The sequence below is a fragment of the Cupriavidus yeoncheonensis genome (assembly GCF_905397275.1).
Taxonomy (GTDB): Bacteria; Pseudomonadota; Gammaproteobacteria; order Burkholderiales; family Burkholderiaceae; genus Cupriavidus; species Cupriavidus yeoncheonensis.
On record NZ_CAJPUY010000004.1, the window covers coordinates 271,483 to 290,099 of the forward strand.

Sequence of the window (18,617 nt, forward strand, 5' to 3'; positions counted from 1 at the left end):
GCGTTCAGAACTTTGCCCAGTCGTCGCCGCCATCGGCACTGGCGGCGCGCGCAGCGCGCACCGGCTGCGCCTGCTGCCGGACCGGCTGACGCTGCGCCGGGACCGGCCTGCGCAGCGCGCCGGCATTGCCACCGTCCTGATGCGCAATCCGGAATGCCGCGACGGCCTGGCGCAGGGCGGCCGCCTGTTCTTCCAGCGAATGGGCCGCGGCCGTGGCTTCCTCGACCAGCGCGGCGTTCTGCTGGGTCACCTGGTCCATCTGCGCGACCGACTGGTTGACCTGCTCGATACCCGTGCGCTGCTCCACCGACGCGGCCGCAATCTCGCCCATGATGTCCGTCACGCGGCGGATCGACTGCGTGATCTCCGTCATGGTCGCACCCGCGCGCGTCACCAGGTCCGAACCGCTGCGCACGCGCTCGACCGACGTGCCGATCAGCGTGCGGATTTCCTTGGCGGCGCCAGCCGAGCGCTGCGCGAGGCTGCGCACCTCGCCCGCCACCACGGCAAAGCCGCGCCCCTGTTCGCCCGCGCGCGCCGCCTCCACCGCTGCATTGAGCGCCAGGATGTTGGTCTGGAACGCGATGCCCTCGATCACGCCGATGATGTCGGCAATCTGGCCGGAGCTGTCGGCGATCTGCGTCATGGTGGCGATGACCTGCTCCATCACCTCGCCGCCGCGATTGGCGATCTCCGACGCATTGTCGGCCAGCCCGCTCGCCTGGCGCGCGCTGTCGGCGTTGTGCTGCACGGTGGTCGTCAGCTCTTCCATGCTGGCGGCCGTCTCCTGCAGCGAGGCCGCCTGTTGCTCGGTACGCGAGGACAGGTCCGAATTGCCCGCGGCGATCTGCGCGGTGGCCGTGGCCACCGAATCGACCGAGGCGCGGATGCCGCTCACCGTGCCGGCCAGCTTGCCTTGCATGCGCTGCATGGCATAGAGCAGGCTGGAGGTGTCGTCCTGGCGCAGATCGATCCTGCGCGTGAAATCGCCGTCCGCGATGCTGCTGGCAATCGATGCGGCATAGGCGGGCTCGCCACCGAGGTCGCGGCGCACGCCGCGCAGCAGCCACGCGGCCAGCAAGGTCGCCGCACCGCCCAGGCACACCAGCGTCAGGATGGAATGGAGCAGCGCCTGCCGGAAGGCTGCCTCGATGTCATCGACATAGGCGCCCGTGGTGATGGTCCACTCCCACGGCTTGAAGGCCTTGATGTAGCTGACCTTGGGCAGCGGCTCGCTCGCGCCCGGCTTCGGCCACATGTAGTTCAGGAAGCCCGCGCCCTGGCCGCTGGCGATCTTCGCGATCTCCACGTAGATCGCCACGCCGTTCGGGTCCTTCATCCCGCTCAGGTTCTTGCCTTCGTTCTCGGGCTTGAACGGGTGCATCAGCGAGCGGCCTGAGAAGTCCGTGATCGAGACATAGCCGTCCTTGCCGAAGCGCAGCGGGCGCAGGCGCTCCCTGGCCAGCTTCTGCGCCTCTTCAAGGGACATGCCCTGTCTTGCGGCGTCTTTCTCGATGGCGGCGACCAGGCTGACCGAGGCCTCGGCAACGCTCTGGATCTCGCGTTGGCGGCCGGCGAACATCTCCGCGCGTGTGACGAACGCCTCGTAGGTGCAGATGCCGAGCATGGCGATCCAGATCAGGCCAAAGGGAATCCAGAGCCGTTGATTGAGAGTCAGAGTCTTCATTCCATTTACGATGTAGGGGCGACGGGTGGGTCGGGTGGGTCATTGGGGGACGGGACAAAACCCGAACGCCAATGCCTCCAGCCTGCAAGCAACGGAAGGAACCGGCAGTTGCTCACCCCCACTTTCGTGGGGGATGCGATGCAACGCGGCCGATCAGCGGCCACGCGCCTCAAGGAAGTGATGCCTATGTCTCCCGGTAAGGTCGTATAGTCATGCCTCTGGCCCGTGCGGGCCGATCTGCTCCCCCTATCTGTTCCCCCCATTCCCCCGGAGGATTCCATGAAGACCAAAGCCGCCATCGCCTGGAAAGCCGGCGCCCCGCTGACCATCGAAGACGTGGACCTGGAAGGCCCCCGCGCCGGTGAAGTGCTGGTGGAAATCAAGGCCACCGGCATCTGCCACACCGACTACTACACCCTGTCCGGCGCCGACCCGGAAGGCATCTTCCCGGCGATCCTCGGCCACGAGGGCGCGGGCATCGTCACCGACGTCGGCCCGGGCGTGACCTCGCTGAAGCCTGGCGACCACGTGATCCCGCTCTACACGCCGGAGTGCCGCCAGTGCAAGTTCTGCCTGTCGCGCAAGACCAATCTGTGCCAGGCCATCCGTTCCACGCAAGGCAAGGGCCTGATGCCGGACGGCACCTCGCGCTTCTCGATCGACGGCAAGCCGATCTTCCACTACATGGGCACGTCGACGTTCGCGAACCACATCGTGGTACCGGAGATCGCACTGGCAAAGATCCGCCCCGACGCGCCGTTCGACAAGGTCTGCTACATCGGCTGCGGCGTGACCACCGGCGTGGGCGCCGTCATCTTCACGGCCAAGGTGGAGGCTGGCGCGAATGTGGTGGTGTTCGGCCTCGGCGGCATCGGCCTGAACGTGATCCAGGGCGCGAAGATGGTGGGCGCCGACAAGATCATCGGCGTGGACATCAACCCCGCGCGCGAAGCCATGGCACGCAAGTTCGGCATGACGCATTTCGTCAATCCGAAGGAAGTGGGCGATGTCGTCGACCACATCGTCCAGCTCACCGACGGCGGCGCGGACTACTCGTTCGAGTGCATCGGCAATACGCAGATCATGCGCCAGGCGCTGGAGTGCTGCCACAAGGGCTGGGGCAAGTCGATCATCATCGGCGTGGCCGAGGCCGGCGCGGAGATCTCCACGCGCCCGTTCCAGCTCGTGACCGGGCGCGAATGGAAGGGCTCGGCCTTCGGCGGCGCGCGCGGGCGCACCGACGTGCCCAAGATCGTCGACTGGTATATGGACGGCAAGCTCAACATCGACGACCTGATCACGCACACGCTGCCGCTGGAGCGCATCAACGAAGGCTTCGACCTGATGAAGCGCGGCGAGTCGATCCGCTCGGTCGTGCTGTACTGAGGAGCGCGCCGTGACCCTGGAACTGCTGTCCGAGCACGGCTGCCATGGCGGCGTGCAGCGCTTCTACCGGCACGCTTCGGCCGCCATTGGCCTGCCGATGCGTTTCTCGGTGTACCTGCCGCCGCAGGCACAGGCTGGCGCCAGGCTGCCGGCGCTGTTCTACCTGGCGGGACTGACCTGCACCGAAGAAACCTTCATGATCAAGGCCGGCGCGCAGCGCTTCGCCGCCGAGCACGGCCTGGTCCTGGTCGCGCCGGATACCAGCCCGCGCGGCGCCGGGATACCGGGCGAGGCGGATGCGTGGGACTTCGGTGTCGGCGCGGGCTTCTATGTCGATGCGACCGAGGCACCATGGAACCAGCACTGGCGCATGGAGAGCTACGTCACGCAGGAACTGTTCGACCTTGTCAGCCGCGAATTGCCGGTCGATCCCGACCGCGTCGGCATCTTCGGTCACTCGATGGGCGGGCACGGCGCGCTGGTGCTGGCGCAGCGGCATCCGCAGCGCTTCCGCTCGGTGTCGGCGTTCGCGCCCATCGCCGCGCCGACGCGGTGCCCGTGGGGAGAGAAGGCCTTCACCGGCTATCTCGGCACGGACCGCGGCCGCTGGGCCGAACATGATGCCAGCGCGCTGATGGCGGCGCAGAAGGCGGCGCCCTTTCCGGCCGGCATCCTCGTGGACCAGGGCCTGGCGGACCAGTTCCTGACGAACCAGCTCCATCCCGAAGCGTTCGAGGCCGCCTGCGCGGCCGCTGGCCAGCCGCTGGCGCTGCGCCGGCATACCGGCTACGACCACGGCTACTACTTCATCAGCACCTTTATCGCGGACCACATCCGCCATCACGCCGCGCAGCTCTGACGATGCAGCGATGACAACGATGCGCGGCCGGCGCCGCGCATCGTTCAGATGTAGCGCTCCGCCATGACCAGCGCGCTCAGGCGCCGGCGCTTCCAGAACATGCCGTGGATGCGTGTCAGCAGCCTGCGCAGGGTGGCCGGGTCCAGTGCGCGGAACGTCAGCATGACCGCGGGATTGCTGCCATCGCCGGGCACATGCTCCAGGGCATCGAATACCGGAAGTCCATACTTCACCAGGAATGCGCGGATCTCGTCTTCGGTCGTGCCGGGCTCGATATTGCCGAGCAACAGTACAGACATGGCGGCCTCCCTTCGTTTTCTACGGCCTCGTCACCCTCCACTTCATTCGCCGCCTGCGGCATCGGCCTGCTTGTCCAGCTGCAACGTGACGATGCGCAGGGTCGCATCATCGGGGCACCTGACGTCGGAAAAGCCAAGGCGACGTGCCAGGCGCCGCATGGGCGTGTTCATGGCCAGCACGAAGCCCTCCATGCGCAGGTAGCCACGCGCGCGCGCCGTGTCGATCAGCGACGACATCAGGATGCGCGCAAGGCCCGCGCCATGCCAGTCGTCATCGAGCGTGATGGCGAACTCGCAGACCTCGCTGCCCGGCGCGGCCACGAAACGCGCGCCGCCGACCAGCCGGCCACCGCTTTCCTTGCCCTCTGCCTCGCTCCAGGCGACGAATGCGCATTCATGGTCCGGCTCCGGGTGCGTGGCGTGCTCCACCATGGCCTCAGGCAGTTCCCGCATGGGTGCCATAAAGCGCGTGTAGCGGGCGTCGTCCGACAACCGCGAAAACGCGGCGAGCAATCCGGCGCGGTCCTGCTCGCAGATTTCACGCAGCAGGAGATGGCGCCCATCCCGCAACGTCATGCGGGTTGGCGTGAAGGGCAATGGAGTCGGTGCGGGCATCTGGGCAAGGTCTGCGTCACTGGCTGAATGGGAACCCGGGCTGAATCGCCGAAGCTCATTCACTGTAGTGCCAAATGGCGCCCCATGCAGGGCGCAGCGCTGCGGCCGCGCACGATCGCGCTTTGAGCGCAGCGGACGCATTTCGAGCGCAGGAATGAAAAAGGGCTTCCGTTTCCGGAAGCCCTTTTCGTTCTGCATAGGTGGCGCGGCTGGCAGGATTCGAACCCACGACCCCTTGGTTCGTAGCCAAGTACTCTATCCAACTGAGCTACAGCCGCACGCGAGACATAGATTGTAACCCAGTTTGGATTTTGTGCAAGCCCCTTCCGAGAAAAACTTTCGAACAGCGGCTACCAGCGATAGCGCGCGCCGACGGTGCCTCCGGCATTCCGCCCCGCCTTGACCTTGAACCAGAGCTTCATGCCCGATGCGGTATTGCCGTGCGCGCCGATATTGAACGAGAACAGACCGCGCAGCAGGTCTGTATCGATCTTCGTGCCGCTGACGTTGATGGTCTGCTTGCGGCTGTCCTGCCACCAGTCGGCCTCGACGAACGGGTAGACGCCCGCGAGCCGGGTTGGCTGGGCACCGTACACGCGCACGCCGAAACCCGTGGCGCTCGAATCGCCCAGCATGTCGGGCGCCTGCGTCCCCGTGGCGGCATTGCCCGGCTGATAGGCCAGTTGCACGCGAGGCTGGATGGTCAGGCCACCGGCATGCGGCACGACGGCGTCGAGTGCCAGCGCCATGGTGCGCACGCGGCTGTCCACGAATCCGCTGGCGGTGGTGATATCGTCGACATGCACCAGGATCCGCCGCGGGCCGTAGCGCATGCGTTCGGTATCGCTGTCGATGGCCGCGAGGCCAGGCGCGTCGTCATCCGGCCCCGCTCCGGTCGTTACCTCGATGCGCGGCGAGTAACCGGGTGGCGGCCCGTTGTGTTCGGCGGAGGAGCCAGAACCGCGGCCGGCGGTTGCCGCACCGGCAGCCATCCCGCCAAGGTCGCTCGCTTGCACATGCTGCCAGCCGAGAATGGAATCGGTGCCCGGGGCACCATCGTCGGCCCTGGCCACGGAACAAACCAGCATGGCCAGCACGCAGCAGCATTGCAGCGGATGGTGACGCGCCCCGTGCTGTGTCGCGGCACAGTCGTGCCACGCAGGGTACGCCCCTGCCTCCCTCTCTGCTGATGATGACAAGACCTCGGTCATGGCAACCACCTTCGGACGTTATCAAAGCTTGCCCGATTTGTTTGAGGATAGGTCATATGCCCGCCGTCGGGGAAGCGACGAATGTCCGCTGCCGCGCAGCCGCTGAGCCAGTGTTCCGGACAGCCGGGGTGACGTCACGTTTAGTGGAGCAATGGCGTCGGCTTTGCCCGATGCCCTAGCGGTTTTCGTCAATAATGTCGGAATTCAACGATTACCTATGCCTGCCTTCCTGGCCGAACAGGCGCGGGAGGAGACAACCATGGCGTTCTGGCGAAGACTTCGCCCGGCCGGCAATACCGGCGCCAGCCATTCGCTGGCGGCAGGCCGAAGCCAGAGCCTGAAGCGCAAGCTGTCGGCTGCGACAACCGTGGCCGCGCTGTGTACGGTTGGCCTGGCTGCCTTGCTGATGGCGCGCTCGTATGGCGATTTCGCCGCGGCGCGCCAGAACCTGCATGACATCTCGGAATACCGTGTCCTGCTGGACGCGGCCAATGTGCTGTCGGCCGAACGCGGCCCCGCCAACAGTGTGCTCGGAGAAGCGCCCGCGGAGAAAAGTGCGGCGCGCGACAGGCTGCGCGAATTCCGCGCGCGCAGCGACGCCGCCCTCACGCGGCTGCTGATGCCACCGCCCGCGCCAGCCGGCCTGCACCAGCACCGTTTGCCGCCGCTGATGGTGGAGCGCGTGCGCGATCGTTTGCGCCGCGCCCGCGCGGAGGTCGATGCCCTGGCAGCCCGGCAGCGGGAAGACCGGCAGATGGATGAACTCCAGCATGCCATCGAGGGCATGTTCGAGGCCGTCGATGCGCTGCAGCCCCTGGTTGGCTGGCAGGTCAGGCAGTTGTCGGCATGCCACCCGGGCCTGGCGGCGCCCGCGCTCGCCGGCAAGATGTTCGGCGACCTGCGCGAGTACGGCGGACGCGCGGCTTCCCAGATCATGGCGCCCATTGCCGCGCACCAGCCGATCCCGATCCGCAGCCTTGCCGATACCTCACGCTCGCGCGGACGGCTGCTGGAACTGTGGGAACTGGCCGGCCCGGCCTACAACATGTATGGCGAAGCCCCGCGGCTCGAGCAGGCCCACGCCGACGCGAGCCACGAGTTCTTTGGCCACGGCTTGTCCATGGTCGACAGCATGGTGGCGCAAGGCCGCCTGTCCGGCCACTACTCGATGACCCCGACGGAATTCACCAATCGCTATGTGCCGACACTGGAGCCGCTGGAGCGCCTGCGCAGCGCGTTCCTGGATGAGGTGATCGCGCATTTCGAGGCCGACCGCACGCGCGCGCTGCGCCTGCTCGCCATCGCCGGCGGCGCGACCGCGCTGATCCTCCTGGTGCTCGGCTACCTGCTGGTGTTCGCGCAGCGCTCGGTATTCCTGCCGTTGCTGCATGCGCGCGATGCGGTCATCGCGCTGGCCGAGGGGCGCGGCCGCCCCGGCCTTGCCACGCCAGCAACCGGCCGCGAGATGCGGCGCCTGTTCGATGCGCTGGACATCCTGCGACGCAAGCTGCGCGAGCGCGCATCGCTCACCGAGCAACTCGAACACCAGGCCCGTACCGACAGCCTGACGGGACTGCTGAACCGGCGCGCGCTGGAGCATATTGCCGCGCAGCCCGCCGATCCGGCCGGACCGGCAACGGTCAGCCTGATCCTGATGGACGTGGATCGATTCAAGCAGATCAACGACCGCCATGGCCACCCCGCCGGCGACGAGGTGCTGCGCGCGCTGGCTGACCTGATGCGCGACTTCCTGAATCCCGCATTCGCGCTGGCCCGCTTTGGCGGCGAGGAGTTCGCAGTGCTCGTACCTGGCGCCGGCACCGACGAAGCGGCGTCGATGGCCCAGGCATTGCGCACGGCGATCTGCGCTGAACCCATCCGCCTGGCCGACGGCACACGACTGCCCGTGACCGCCAGCTTTGGCGTGGCGACCGGCCGCAGCGGCGTCATCCATTGGCCGCGGCTGTTTGCCGCGGCCGATGCCGCGCTGTACCGCGCCAAGACCGATGGCCGCAATTGCGTGCGGCGCGCCGATGAACCCGCCGAGGCTGTCGACGATTGAGCCGGTACACCGCGCTGCCTGGCGCGGTGTACCGCTTCAGCCGTTGCCTCGATCCATATCCCGGCCACATCTCGACCACACCCCGACCACACCCCGACCGTAAACGGAAAAAGGCCCGCATTGCTGCGGGCCTTTTCTGAATTTGGTGCCCAGAAGAGGACTCGAACCTCCACAGTGTTGCCACCGCTAGGACCTGAACCTAGTGCGTCTACCAATTCCGCCATCTGGGCTTCGTTTCGCTGCATTGCTGCTGCGATGCGAAGAACGCAATTATGCTGGGCCACACAGACCTTGTCAACACTCCTCCGTGAAAAATCTGCATGTCAGCTGTCCCGTGCAGCGTCTCCACGCCTGGCGATGAAGTCCACCTGCGCCGGGCGTCCCGGCAGATGCAGCGCGGCCGTGGCCGGCGGCGTGCTCGCCACGGTCTTGCCGCCGCGCACCACCAGCAGGCGCGTGGCGCGCAGGCGAATGGCCTCGACGGGATCGCGCGCCTGCAGCAGGACTAGGTCCGCGCGACAGCCCGGCGCAAGGCCGTAGCCATCGAGGCCGAGAATCTGCGCCGGCGTGGATGTCACGGCAGCAAAGCAACTGCGCATGGCCTCCTGCCCGGTCATCTGGCCCACGTGCAGGCCCATGTGGGCGACCTCCAGCATGTCGGCGCTGCCCAGGCTGTACCAGGGGTCCATCACGCAATCATGGCCGAAGGCGACCGGAACGCCTGCCGCAAGCAATTCGGGCACGCGCGTCATGCCACGCCGCTTCGGGTAGGTATCGTGGCGGCCCTGCAAGGTGATGTTGATCAGCGGGTTGGCGATCGCGGCCACGCCCGCCTCGCGCATCAGCGGCAGAAGCTTGGACACGTAGTAGTTGTCCATCGAATGCATCGACGTCAGATGCGAGCCGGCGACACGTCCGTGCAGGCCCAGCCGCACGGTCTCGCTGGCCAGGGTTTCGATATGGCGCGACATCGGGTCATCGCTCTCGTCGCAGTGCATGTCGACGCGCAGGCCCCGCTCGGCGGCCAGCTCGCACAGCAGGCGCACCGACGCCGCGCCGTCCGCCATGGTGCGCTCGAAATGCGGAATGCCGCCGACCACCTCCACGCCCATATCGAGCGCACGGCGCAGGTTGTCGAGCGCGCCCGGCGCACGCAGCACGCCGTCCTGCGGGAACGCCACGAGCTGGAGATCAAGGTAGGGACGCACGCGCTCGCGCACGTGCAACAGCGCCTCCACCGCAAGCAGGCGCGGATCGCACACATCCACGTGCGAGCGGATGGCCAGCAGCCCCCTGGCCACGGCCCAGTCGCAGTACGCCAGCGCGCGCTCGACCAGCGCCTCCTGCGTCAGCAGCGGCTTGAGTTCGCCCCACAGCGCAATGCCTTCGAGCAGCGTGCCGGACTGGTTCACGCGCGGCAGCCCGTAGGACAGCGTGGAATCCATGTGGAAATGCGCATCGACGAACGGCGGGGTCACCAGTTGCCCCGCGGCGTCGATCTCGGTGGCCGCCTGCGCGGCAAGCGCGGCTTCCACGGCGACAATGCGGTCATTGTCGACGCCGATATCGATGCCACTGCGCCCGTCAGGCAGCGTGCAGTGGCGCAGGATCAGTTCCAGCATGGTCGCTCCAGGATCGGTGGGTTCAGGTTCAGCGCTCGCCCCGGCGGTACGGCTTCATCAGCGCCTGCGGATACGTGGCGCGCCGCGCCACCAGGATCAGCGCGACGATCGACAGCACGTAGGGCAGCATCAGGTAAAGCTGGTAAGGCAGCGGCGGCAGCCCGGGCAGGCTGGCGCCGCCCTGCTGCAGGCGCAGCTGCAACGCATCGAACGCGGCGAACAGCAATGCGCCCAGCAGCGCCCGGCCGGGCCGCCACGAGGCGAACACCACCAGCGCAACGCAGATCCAGCCACGCCCGTTGATCATATTGAAGAAGAACGCGTTGAACGCCGACAGCGTCAGGAATGCGCCACCCACCGCCATCAGCGCCGAGCCGGCCATGATCGCGCCGATGCGCACCGCTCCCACGCGGATGCCCTGCCCTTCGGCCGCCGCCGGGTTCTCGCCGACCATGCGCACCGCCAGCCCGAGCGGCGTGCGGTACAGCAGCCATGCGATCACCGGCGCGAGCAGCAAGGCCAGCAGCGTCAGCGCTGTCTGCGCGCCAAGCACCGGCCCCAGCAAGGGCCCCGCGACCGGCACCTGTTCCAGCCAGCGCATCGGCGCGAACGGCGTGATGGTCGGCGGCGACGATACCGAGGCAAAGCCGATCCGGTAGGCGTAATAGGACAGGCTGGTCGCCAGCATGGTGACCCCCAGCCCCGCCACATGCTGCGACAACGCCAGCGTCACCGTGAGCCAGCCGTGCAGCAGCCCGAACACCAGCCCGGCGCCCGCCGCCACCGCTACGCCGCCCCACAGCGGCGCACCGTGGTACACCGCCAGCCAGCCGGAAAACGCACCGGCCACCATGATGCCCTCGATGCCAAGGTTCAGCACCCCGGCCCGTTCGCACAGCAACACGCCCAGCGTGCCAAACACCAGCGGCGTGGCCACGCGCAGGACGGCGACCCAGAACGGCGCGGCGGCCAGGATGTCGAACAGTTCCATCAGGCCACTCCGCGCACGCGGTCCAGCCGGATGCGGTAGCGCGTCAGCATGGTCGCGACCAGCATGGCCAGCAGCGCCACCGCGACGATCACGTCGGCAATGGCATTGGGCACGCCGACCGCACGGCTCATGCCGTCGGCGCCGACCAGCACGCCGGCCACGAACACCGAAGCCGCCACCACGCCGAGCGGGTTCAGCCCGGCCAGCATGGCGATGACCACGCCCGCATAGCCGTAGCCAGGCGACATGTCGAGCGTGAGGTAGCTGGTGCGACCCGCCACTTCCACCACGCCGGCCAAACCCGCCAGCGCGCCAGACAGCAACGCCGCGAGCAGCGTCACGCGGCCCACCGGCATGCCGGCGAACGCGGCCGCGCGCGCGTTGGCGCCCACTGCCCGCATCTGCAGGCCGAACACGGTGTAGCGGTTCATCGCCCACACCGCCAGCGCCAGCGCGCACGCCCCCAGCAGCCCGCTGTGCACGCGCGAACGTTCCATCAGCCTCGACAGCTCCAGCTCGGGCAGCAGCGTCACGGACTGCGGCCACCCCATCGCCAGCGGGTCCTTCATCGGGCCGTCAAGCATCATCGAGACCAGCAGCAGCACGATGAAATTGAGCAGCAGCGTGGTCACCACCTCGTCGACACCGAGCCGCAGCTTGAGCCAGGCCGGGCCGAGCAGCAGCAGCGCCCCGGCCAGCATGCCCGCCGCGACCATCAGCGCGAACAGCACGCCGGCAGGTAGCGGCGCGGCCCACGGCGCCGGGCCGCCGTCCACCTGGCCGCCGATGGCCACCGCGGCAAGCGCGCCAAGATAGAGCTGGCCCTCGGCACCGATATTGAAGAGCCGCGCGCGGAATGCCACGGCCACGGCCAGCCCGGTCAGCATCAGCGGCGTGGCGCGCGTCAGCGTCTCCGACCAGGCAAAGCGCGAACCGAAGCCGCCTTCGAGCAGCGTCAGGTAGGCCCGCCCGACCGGCGCACCGGCCCACGCGACCAGCAGCGCGCAGATCGCCAGCGTGGCCGCCACGGCGCCCACCGGCGCCGCCACCAGCGCCACGCGCGACACCGTTGCCCGCGCCTCAAGCCGCATCGCACACCTCCGTGCCGCCCGCTGCCGCGGCACCTTGCGGCGATGCCGTAGCGCCGGCCATGGCCAGGCCCAGTGTCGCCAGCGTCCAGGCCTGCGCCGGGAGCGCTTCGGTCAGGTGTCCGCGATGCATCACCGCAATGCGGTCAGCGAGTGTCATCAGTTCGTCGAGGTCTTCGGAGATGAGCAGCACGGCTGCCCCCGCGTCGGCAGCATCCAGAAGCTGCCGGTGGACATAGGCCACGGCGCCGATATCGAGGCCCCACGTCGGCTGGCTCGCCACCACCACGCGCGGCGCAATGCCCTCGCCGCCCACCGACAGCGCCCGCCCGAGGATCAGCTTCTGCATATTGCCGCCGGACAGCGTACGCGTGGGCGCATCGATGCCGCCGCCACGCACGTCGAAGCGCGCGGCCAGGTCGCGCGCGAAGCGCCTGGCGGCGCCGCGGAGGATCACGCCGGCGCGCGCGAAGGCCGGCTGGCCGAGATGCTCGGCGATGGCGTTCTCCCACACCGCGAGGTCTCCCACCGCCCCCTGCGCGTGCCGATCTTCCGGCACGCGCGCCACGCCGGCCGCGATCCAGCGTTGCGGCTCGGCCGGCATGACCTGGCCGGTCACCGTCACCGTGCCCGACGCGGGCGCGAGCATGCCGCTCATCACCTCGGCCAGCGTCACCTGGCCGTTGCCGGCCACGCCGGCAATCCCGACAATCTCGCCACGATGCAGCGACAGCGATACGCCGTGCAGCGCGACGCGCCCCGCCGATGCCGGCACGCTGACGCGCGCGAGTTCGGCGCGGACATCTGACTCGTTGCGCAGCGCGGACCGCGTGCGCGCGGGCATCTGCACGGCACGTCCGACCATCAGCTCGGCCAGCTCCGCGCGCGACGTGGCTGCCGCATCGCGCGTGGCCACGAGCCGGCCGCCGCGCAGCACGGCCACGCGATGCGAGACCCGCAGGACTTCGTCGAGCTTGTGGCTGATGAAGATGACCGACATGCCGTCGGCAATCAGCTGGGCCAGCGTGGCGAACAGGCTGTCGGCCTCCTGCGGCGTCAGCACGGCGGTCGGCTCGTCGAGGATCAGCACGCGCGCGCCGCGATACAGCGCCTTGATGATCTCCACGCGCTGGCGCTCGCCCACCGAAAGCGCACCGACGCGCGCGTGCGGCTGCACGGCCAGGCCAAAGCGGCGCGACAGTTCCTGCACGCGCATGCGCGCGGCGCGCCGGCCCTGCTGCAGCTGCCACAGGGGCTCGGTGCCGATCAGGATATTGTCGAGCACCGACAGGTTGTCGGCCAGCGTGAAATGCTGGTGGACCATGCCGATGCCTGCGGCCAGCGCCGCGCGCGGATTGCCCGGTGGCAACGCCACGCCGTCGATCTCGACACTGCCGGCATCGGCCACGTAGTGGCCGAACAGGATATTCACCAGCGTGCTCTTGCCCGCGCCGTTTTCGCCGAGCAGCGCCAGCACCTCGCCGCGCTGCAGCGCGAGCGAGATATCGTCGTTGGCCAGCAATGCGCCAAAGCGCTTGGTGATGCCGGCCATGCGCAGTACCGGCAGCGAGTCAGGCAGGGACATGGATGTCAGGACGGGAATAAAAGGCCATGCCTGGCGGCCACCCGCCAGGCATGGCAATCCGCAGGGAACGATCGCACAATTGCCGCGGGGCGCTTACGGTGTGGACTTCGGCTCCGTTTCGACCACCTTCACGGCCTCCTTGCCATCGAGGATGGCCTTCTCCCTCGCGCGCACCTTGACCATCAGGTCAGCCGGCACCTTGCCTTCGAAGGTGCCAAGCGGCGCCAGTTCGGCCCCCTTGTACTTCATCAGCGAATACTTGCCGTAGTCTTCGTCCTTGAACTGCCCCGCCTTGACCTTGCCCAGCGCCGCACCAATGGTCGGCTCCATATTCCACAGTGCCGACGCCACCACCGTGGCCGGATACTGCGGCTGCGTATTGATGACGTTGCCGATGGCCAGCTTGCCGCGCTCTTTGGCGGCGTCCGATACGCCGAAGCGCTCCGCGTAGAGCACGTCGGCACCCTTGTCGATCATCGCGAAAGCGGCTTCCTTGGCCTTGGGCGGGTCGAACCATGAGCCGATGAAGCTCACCGTAAATTTCACCTTGGGATTGACCGCGCGCGCGCCCTCCATGAAGGCATGCATCAGGCGGTTGACTTCGGGGATGGCGTAGCCGCCCACCATGCCGATGTGGTTGGTCTTGGTCATGCCCCCGGCGATCATGCCGGTCAGGTAGGACGGCTCCTGGATATAGTTGTCGAACACGGAGAAATTCGGCGCCTGCGGCTTGCCCGACGAGCCCATCAGGAAGGCCGTCTTCGGGTAGTCCTTCGCCACCTTGCGCGCGGCGGATTCGACCGCGAACGATTCGCCGACGATCAGCACCGCGCCCTGCTCCGCGTACTGGCGCAGCACGCGTTCATAGTCGGCATTCGAGACGCTTTCGGAGAACACGTAGTCCACCTCGCCGCGGGCCTTGGCTTCATTGAGCGCCTTGTGGATGCGCGACACCCACTGCTGCTCCACCGGCACGGTGTACACCGCCGCCACCTTCAGCTTCGCCTGCGCGTGCGCCACCGGCACCACGCCGATGGCGGCCACGGCTGCGCCTGCGGCGGCCAGTTTCAGCCAGGTCCTGCGATTGCGTCCAGACATCATGGTTCTCTCTCCCTTGTTTTGAGTCCTACGGTGTTGGCACGTCCCGGACAAGCGGCGCGGCCACGGGCCGCAGCCCGCAACCGCGCAGGAGCAGCGCCACCAGGTGCTCGGTGGCCAGCTCGAAATCGCGCCGGCCCAGTCGGCTCACACCAAGCACGGCGCAAATCTGCGATTCGAAATCGGCATAGGTCTGGGTCGCGGCCCAGATGGTGAAGAACAGGTGCTGCGGATCGACGCTGGCCATCTGCCCGTTGGCGATCCACTGGCGGATGACCGCGGCCTTGTGTGCCACCAGTTCGCGCAGCGCATGGCGCAGCACCTCACCGATCTCCGGCGCGCCGTGCAGCAGTTCATTCGCGAACACCCGCGAAGCATCAGGATGGCTGGCCGACAGCCGCATCTTCGCGCGGATGTACGCTTCCAGCGCTACCTGCGGCGGCAGCTCGGCGCGGATGGTCTCGGTCTCGGACAGCCAGAGCTGCAGCGTGTGCGCCAGCACGGCACGGTACAGCGCCTGCTTGGTGCGGAAGTAGTAGTGCAGGTTGGACTTGGGCACGCCGGCGCGCACGGCAATCTCGGCCATGGTGGCCCCCGCAAAGCCGGCGCGAGCGAACACGTGCTCGGCCGCGCGCAGGATCATGGCCTCGTTCTCCTGCCGGATGCGTCCGCCGCTGGCGTCGCGCGCCAGAGGCAGGCGCCGCGTCGCGGCGGTCGCCGGGCCGTCCATCACCGCGTGCCGTAGAGGCGGTCCCCGGCGTCGCCAAGTCCGGGCACGATGTAGCCGTGCTCGTTCAGCTCCTCATCGATGGCCGCGGTGACGATGGCTACGTCCGGATGCGCGGCCCGCAGCGCGTTCAGCCCCGGGCGCGACGCGATCAGGCACACGTACTTGAGCATGGTCACGCCGCTCTCCTTGAGCCGGTTCAGCGCCGCGATGGCCGAATTGCCCGTGGCCAGCATCGGGTCCACCACGATCACCATCCGCTCCCGGATGTCCTCGGGCATCTTGAAGTAGTACTCGACGGGCTCGAGCGTCTCCGGGTCGCGGTACAGGCCGATATGGCCCACGCGCGCGGCCGGCAGCAGTTCCAGCATGCCGTCCAGGAAACCATTGCCCGCCCGCAGGATCGACACCAGGCAGAGTTTCTTGCCCGCCAGCACCGGCGACTGCGTGGGGGCAATCGGCGTCTTGATGGCGATGGTCTCCATCGGCAGGTCGCGCGTGGCTTCGTAGGTCAGGAGCTGGCTGATCTCGCGCACGAGCCGGCGGAAGTTGTCCGTGGTGGTTTCCTCGCTGCGCGCCAGCGTGACCTTGTGCTGGACCAGGGGGTGGTCCACCACCAGCACGGAGGCGGTGACGGCCGGGGCGCTGGCGGCTTCGGCCGGGGCCACGGGGACGGCAGACACGTCGTTCATGGTGACTCCTATGCAATCGGACTGGCGGGGGAATCAGGGATTGCACCGCCGGGCGGCGTCGGCCGGCGGGCAAGCCTACTGCACAACCACGGCGCTCAGAATACCGTGCCGTCGCTGTGGATCGCGAACGGCGGCGGCCCGCCGGGCCTGCGCTTGGCGGCAATGCGCCGCCCCGCGGCCCAGGTGCCGCCTTCGAGCACGCGCGCCAGCGGAAACTCGGCCTCCGTCAATCCGAGCGCCTGGCGCACGCCGTCGGCCACGAGATCCAGCCCTGTCACCGTCAGGGCGCGCCATTCGACGATGACCGGCTCCTGCACCTCATGCGCCGCTTCCGCGAACCCCGGGTCGCGCGGCACCATCAACTCGAAGTCGAACAGCAGGCCACCGTTGCGGTATTCGGGCAGCCCGGTCAGGGACTCCAGTCCCGTGACAATCAGGCCCGCGTCCTCGAGCGGCTCCAGCAGCGAATACGTCAGCCACTGGGTCAGCTTGTGGAACGGCACCAGCCCGCCTGGGGCGGCCGGGTGCCGCCAGGTATCGCCGAGCGAGACGCCCTCCAGCGCGACCCGCCCCGGCCAGACCGGACCCAGCGCCACCAGCAGCGTCTTCAGGATGAAGCTCGCCTCGATGCGGTCGTCGACCGCATTGGCCTTCAGGTAGTCGAACAGGTTGCCGAGCCGCGCCGGCGAGCCGAACACGGCCGGCGTGGCCTGCATGACTTCACCCAGGCGGCGCAGCAGCCCCGCGCGTCCTTCCAGGCCGACCAGCGGATTGTGCTGCGCAACCTGGAACGCCGTGGCGATGCTCGACGCGTCGATGCGCATCAGGCGATCGGCATCGGCGCGCAGCGGATCGCCCGGCTCGGCCGAAAAGCCACCGCGCGCGAACAGGTCGAAGCTGGCCACGCCGAGCCCTTCCGAGCGCGTCAGGGTCAGGTCGCTGGCCGGATCGCGGTAGCGCCAGTCGGGCCCGGCCCCGGCGTCCAGCAGTACGCTCGGAATGACCAGGTCGATCCCGATGCGGGCGCGGTCCTCGCGGTGCTCGGGGCCGCTCAGCGCGGCACGTTCGCACAGGATCTGCCAGCGGTCGAGCCGCTCGCCGGAGCCGCCGCTTTCGAAGTGGCGCCAGCGGCTGTGGTATGGCACCTGCAGGTCCGGATAGCGCTGGCGGACGGTGCTGGCGACGTAGTCCGCAATCGCATGAACCCGATCGGGATGCCAGGTGAACAGTTCGGACTGGCCGGCTGCCACGTGCTCCGTGATCGCCGCGCAATGCGTGCGGACAGCCTCGGCGCAAAGCAGCGCCGCGGCCGGATGCCCCGCCGGCACCGGACTGAACCAGCCGCTGCCATGGCCGTCGGCCGGTCCGGCCGGCCGGTCCGCTTCGGGATACGTGCTCATTCGTTCAACCCCCTGCCCTTTGCCAGGGCGAGTTCGTCGGCGTCAGGCGGCGTGTAGTGCGTGAAATAACCGGCCGCCACCTTGGCGTCGATTTCCACGCGCGCGTCCGCCGGGATCAGTTCTTCAGGTATGGCCACCTGCTCGACCACTTCGATGCCCTGGGCCACCAGCGCACCATGTTTCATATTGCTCATCGACGCCCAGCGGTCGATGCGCCGGATGCCCAGCCAGTGGAAGACGTCCGGCATCAGTTCCTGGAAGCGCATGTCCTGCACGCCGGCCACGCACTCGGTGCGGGCGAAGTAGGTCTCGGCGCGGTCGCCGCCCACCTGGCGCTTGCGGGCGTTATAGACCAGGAACTTGGTCACCTCGCCCAGCGCGCGTCCTTCCTTCCGGTTATAGACCACCAAGCCTACGCCCCCTTGCTGCGCCATGTCGATGCATACTTCAATGCCATGCGCGAGGTAGGGACGGCAGGTGCAGATGTCGGAGCCGAACACGTCCGAGCCGTTGCACTCGTCATGCACGCGGCAGGCCACATGCGTGTCCGGCTTGCCCAGCTTGGCGATATCGCCGAAGAAATAGAGCGTCATGCCGCCGATGGGCGGCAGAAAGACCTTCAGGTCGGGCCGCGTCACCAGTTCCGGGAACATGCCGCTGGTCTGCTCGAACAGGCTGCGCCGCAGCGCGGTTTCCTTGATATCGAAACGGCGCGCCAGCCCGGGCAGGTACCAGACCGGATCCACCGCGGCCTTGGTGACCCGCACGTCGCCGTTGGCGTGGAGAATGTCGCCGTCCGGCTTCAGCCGTCCCGCCGCGATCGCGGAGGCCAGCTCGGGCATGTTGATGTGCGCGCGCGTCACGGCAATGGTCGGGCGGATATCCACGCCTGCGGCGATGCGGTCGGCAAAGGCACTGGAAACGAGATGGCCCCACGGGTCCAGTGAAACGATCTTGTCCGCGTCCGCCCACTGCGGGTGCGGGCCGATCGACTCGGCCGGCGCAGTATCGGTCAGGTCCGGCCGGTGGTCGCGCTGCAGGCGGCCCGAGGCCACGGCAAGCGCCCGGTAGATGGCATAGGCGCCCGAGTGTGTGCCGATCACATTGCGCCGCTCAGGGTCTGTCAGGCTGGCAATCACCGGCCCTCGTTCCGCTGCCGTCGGCGCCCCCCAGTGGATCGGCTCCGCCGGTTTGTCGCGGCGCGCATGCGAAGTGAGGACGATATGGTCGGACATGACAGCCTCGATTCCGTGATGGAATCCTGACCAAACGGTCAGGTTTACGATTCCATAGTA

The 18,617-nt window shown here is 68.1% G+C and carries 16 protein-coding genes and 2 tRNA genes; 3 read left to right on the top strand and 15 right to left on the bottom strand.

Annotation, left to right across the window (positions count from 1 at the left end):
• Positions 1-4 precede the first annotated feature (4 nt).
• Positions 5-1,687: a methyl-accepting chemotaxis protein gene (locus KHO22_RS07470; protein ID WP_211946464.1), complete on the bottom strand. Its 1,683-nt coding sequence runs from the start codon at positions 1,685-1,687 to the stop codon at positions 5-7.
• A gap of 279 nt (positions 1,688-1,966) precedes the next feature.
• On the opposite strand from KHO22_RS07470, the gene KHO22_RS07475 reads away from it, so the two are divergent.
• Positions 1,967-3,073 carry an S-(hydroxymethyl)glutathione dehydrogenase/class III alcohol dehydrogenase gene (locus KHO22_RS07475; RefSeq protein WP_211946465.1) on the top strand — a complete coding sequence of 369 codons (1,107 nt, stop codon included), beginning with the start codon at positions 1,967-1,969 and terminating at the stop codon, positions 3,071-3,073.
• A 16-nt stretch (positions 3,074-3,089) separates the two neighbouring features.
• On the top strand, positions 3,090-3,932 hold the full coding sequence (gene fghA / locus KHO22_RS07480; RefSeq protein WP_211946573.1) for an S-formylglutathione hydrolase: 843 nt from the start codon (positions 3,090-3,092) through the stop codon (positions 3,930-3,932).
• 44 nt (positions 3,933-3,976) lie between these two features.
• Here the strand turns inward: fghA and KHO22_RS07485 are convergent, their stop codons facing one another.
• From KHO22_RS07485 to KHO22_RS07500, 4 genes are all read right to left on the bottom strand, one after another.
• The gene (locus KHO22_RS07485; protein ID WP_211946466.1) at positions 3,977-4,231 is read right to left on the bottom strand and encodes an RNA-binding protein; all 255 of its coding nucleotides are present in this window, start codon (positions 4,229-4,231) and stop codon (positions 3,977-3,979) included.
• A gap of 42 nt (positions 4,232-4,273) precedes the next feature.
• Entirely contained in the window at positions 4,274-4,846 is a 573-nt protein-coding gene (locus KHO22_RS07490) for a GNAT family N-acetyltransferase (RefSeq protein ID WP_211946467.1), read from the bottom strand.
• Between the two features lie 201 nt (positions 4,847-5,047).
• A tRNA-Arg gene (locus KHO22_RS07495) sits at positions 5,048-5,124 on the bottom strand.
• Positions 5,125-5,196: 72 nt separating this feature from the next.
• Positions 5,197-5,934 (bottom strand): hydrolase, encoded by a 738-nt coding sequence (locus tag KHO22_RS07500; RefSeq protein ID WP_338031324.1) that lies wholly within the window; start codon positions 5,932-5,934, stop codon positions 5,197-5,199.
• Positions 5,935-6,316: 382 nt separating this feature from the next.
• Here KHO22_RS07500 and KHO22_RS07505 point away from each other — a divergent pair, with 382 nt between their 5' ends.
• Complete coding sequence (locus tag KHO22_RS07505) at positions 6,317-8,119, top strand: GGDEF domain-containing protein (protein ID WP_211946469.1); 1,803 nt, start codon at positions 6,317-6,319, stop codon at positions 8,117-8,119.
• Positions 8,120-8,262: 143 nt separating this feature from the next.
• Here the strand turns inward: KHO22_RS07505 and KHO22_RS07510 are convergent.
• From KHO22_RS07510 to KHO22_RS07555, 10 genes are all read right to left on the bottom strand, one after another.
• Positions 8,263-8,349, bottom strand: a tRNA-Leu gene (locus KHO22_RS07510).
• Positions 8,350-8,442: 93 nt separating this feature from the next.
• Complete coding sequence (locus tag KHO22_RS07515) at positions 8,443-9,741, bottom strand: amidohydrolase family protein (RefSeq protein ID WP_211946470.1); 1,299 nt, start codon at positions 9,739-9,741, stop codon at positions 8,443-8,445.
• 28 nt (positions 9,742-9,769) lie between these two features.
• Entirely contained in the window at positions 9,770-10,732 is a 963-nt protein-coding gene (locus KHO22_RS07520) for an ABC transporter permease (RefSeq protein ID WP_211946471.1), read from the bottom strand.
• Positions 10,732-11,823, bottom strand: a complete 1,092-nt coding sequence (locus KHO22_RS07525) for an ABC transporter permease (protein ID WP_211946472.1) — start codon at positions 11,821-11,823, stop codon at positions 10,732-10,734. The genes KHO22_RS07520 and KHO22_RS07525 overlap by 1 nt, the downstream gene beginning before the upstream one ends.
• Positions 11,813-13,405: an ABC transporter ATP-binding protein gene (locus KHO22_RS07530; protein ID WP_211946473.1), complete on the bottom strand. Its 1,593-nt coding sequence runs from the start codon at positions 13,403-13,405 to the stop codon at positions 11,813-11,815. Before KHO22_RS07530 ends, KHO22_RS07525 begins: the two co-directional genes overlap by 11 nt.
• A 93-nt stretch (positions 13,406-13,498) precedes the next feature.
• A complete protein-coding gene (locus tag KHO22_RS07535; RefSeq protein ID WP_211946474.1) occupies positions 13,499-14,506 on the bottom strand; it encodes a BMP family protein in 1,008 nt (335 codons plus the stop codon).
• Positions 14,507-14,531: 25 nt separating this feature from the next.
• Positions 14,532-15,233 (bottom strand): TetR/AcrR family transcriptional regulator, encoded by a 702-nt coding sequence (locus tag KHO22_RS07540; protein WP_211946475.1) that lies wholly within the window; start codon positions 15,231-15,233, stop codon positions 14,532-14,534.
• Positions 15,233-15,922 (bottom strand): uracil phosphoribosyltransferase, encoded by a 690-nt coding sequence (gene upp / locus KHO22_RS07545; RefSeq protein ID WP_211946476.1) that lies wholly within the window; start codon positions 15,920-15,922, stop codon positions 15,233-15,235. Before upp ends, KHO22_RS07540 begins: the two co-directional genes overlap by 1 nt.
• A gap of 95 nt (positions 15,923-16,017) precedes the next feature.
• Entirely contained in the window at positions 16,018-17,322 is a 1,305-nt protein-coding gene (locus KHO22_RS07550; protein WP_211946477.1) for a URC4/urg3 family protein, read from the bottom strand.
• Positions 17,319-18,557, bottom strand: coding sequence for a GTP cyclohydrolase II (locus tag KHO22_RS07555; RefSeq protein WP_211946478.1), 1,239 nt, complete (start codon positions 18,555-18,557; stop codon positions 17,319-17,321). The genes KHO22_RS07550 and KHO22_RS07555 overlap by 4 nt, the downstream gene beginning before the upstream one ends.
• Positions 18,558-18,617 lie beyond the last annotated feature (60 nt).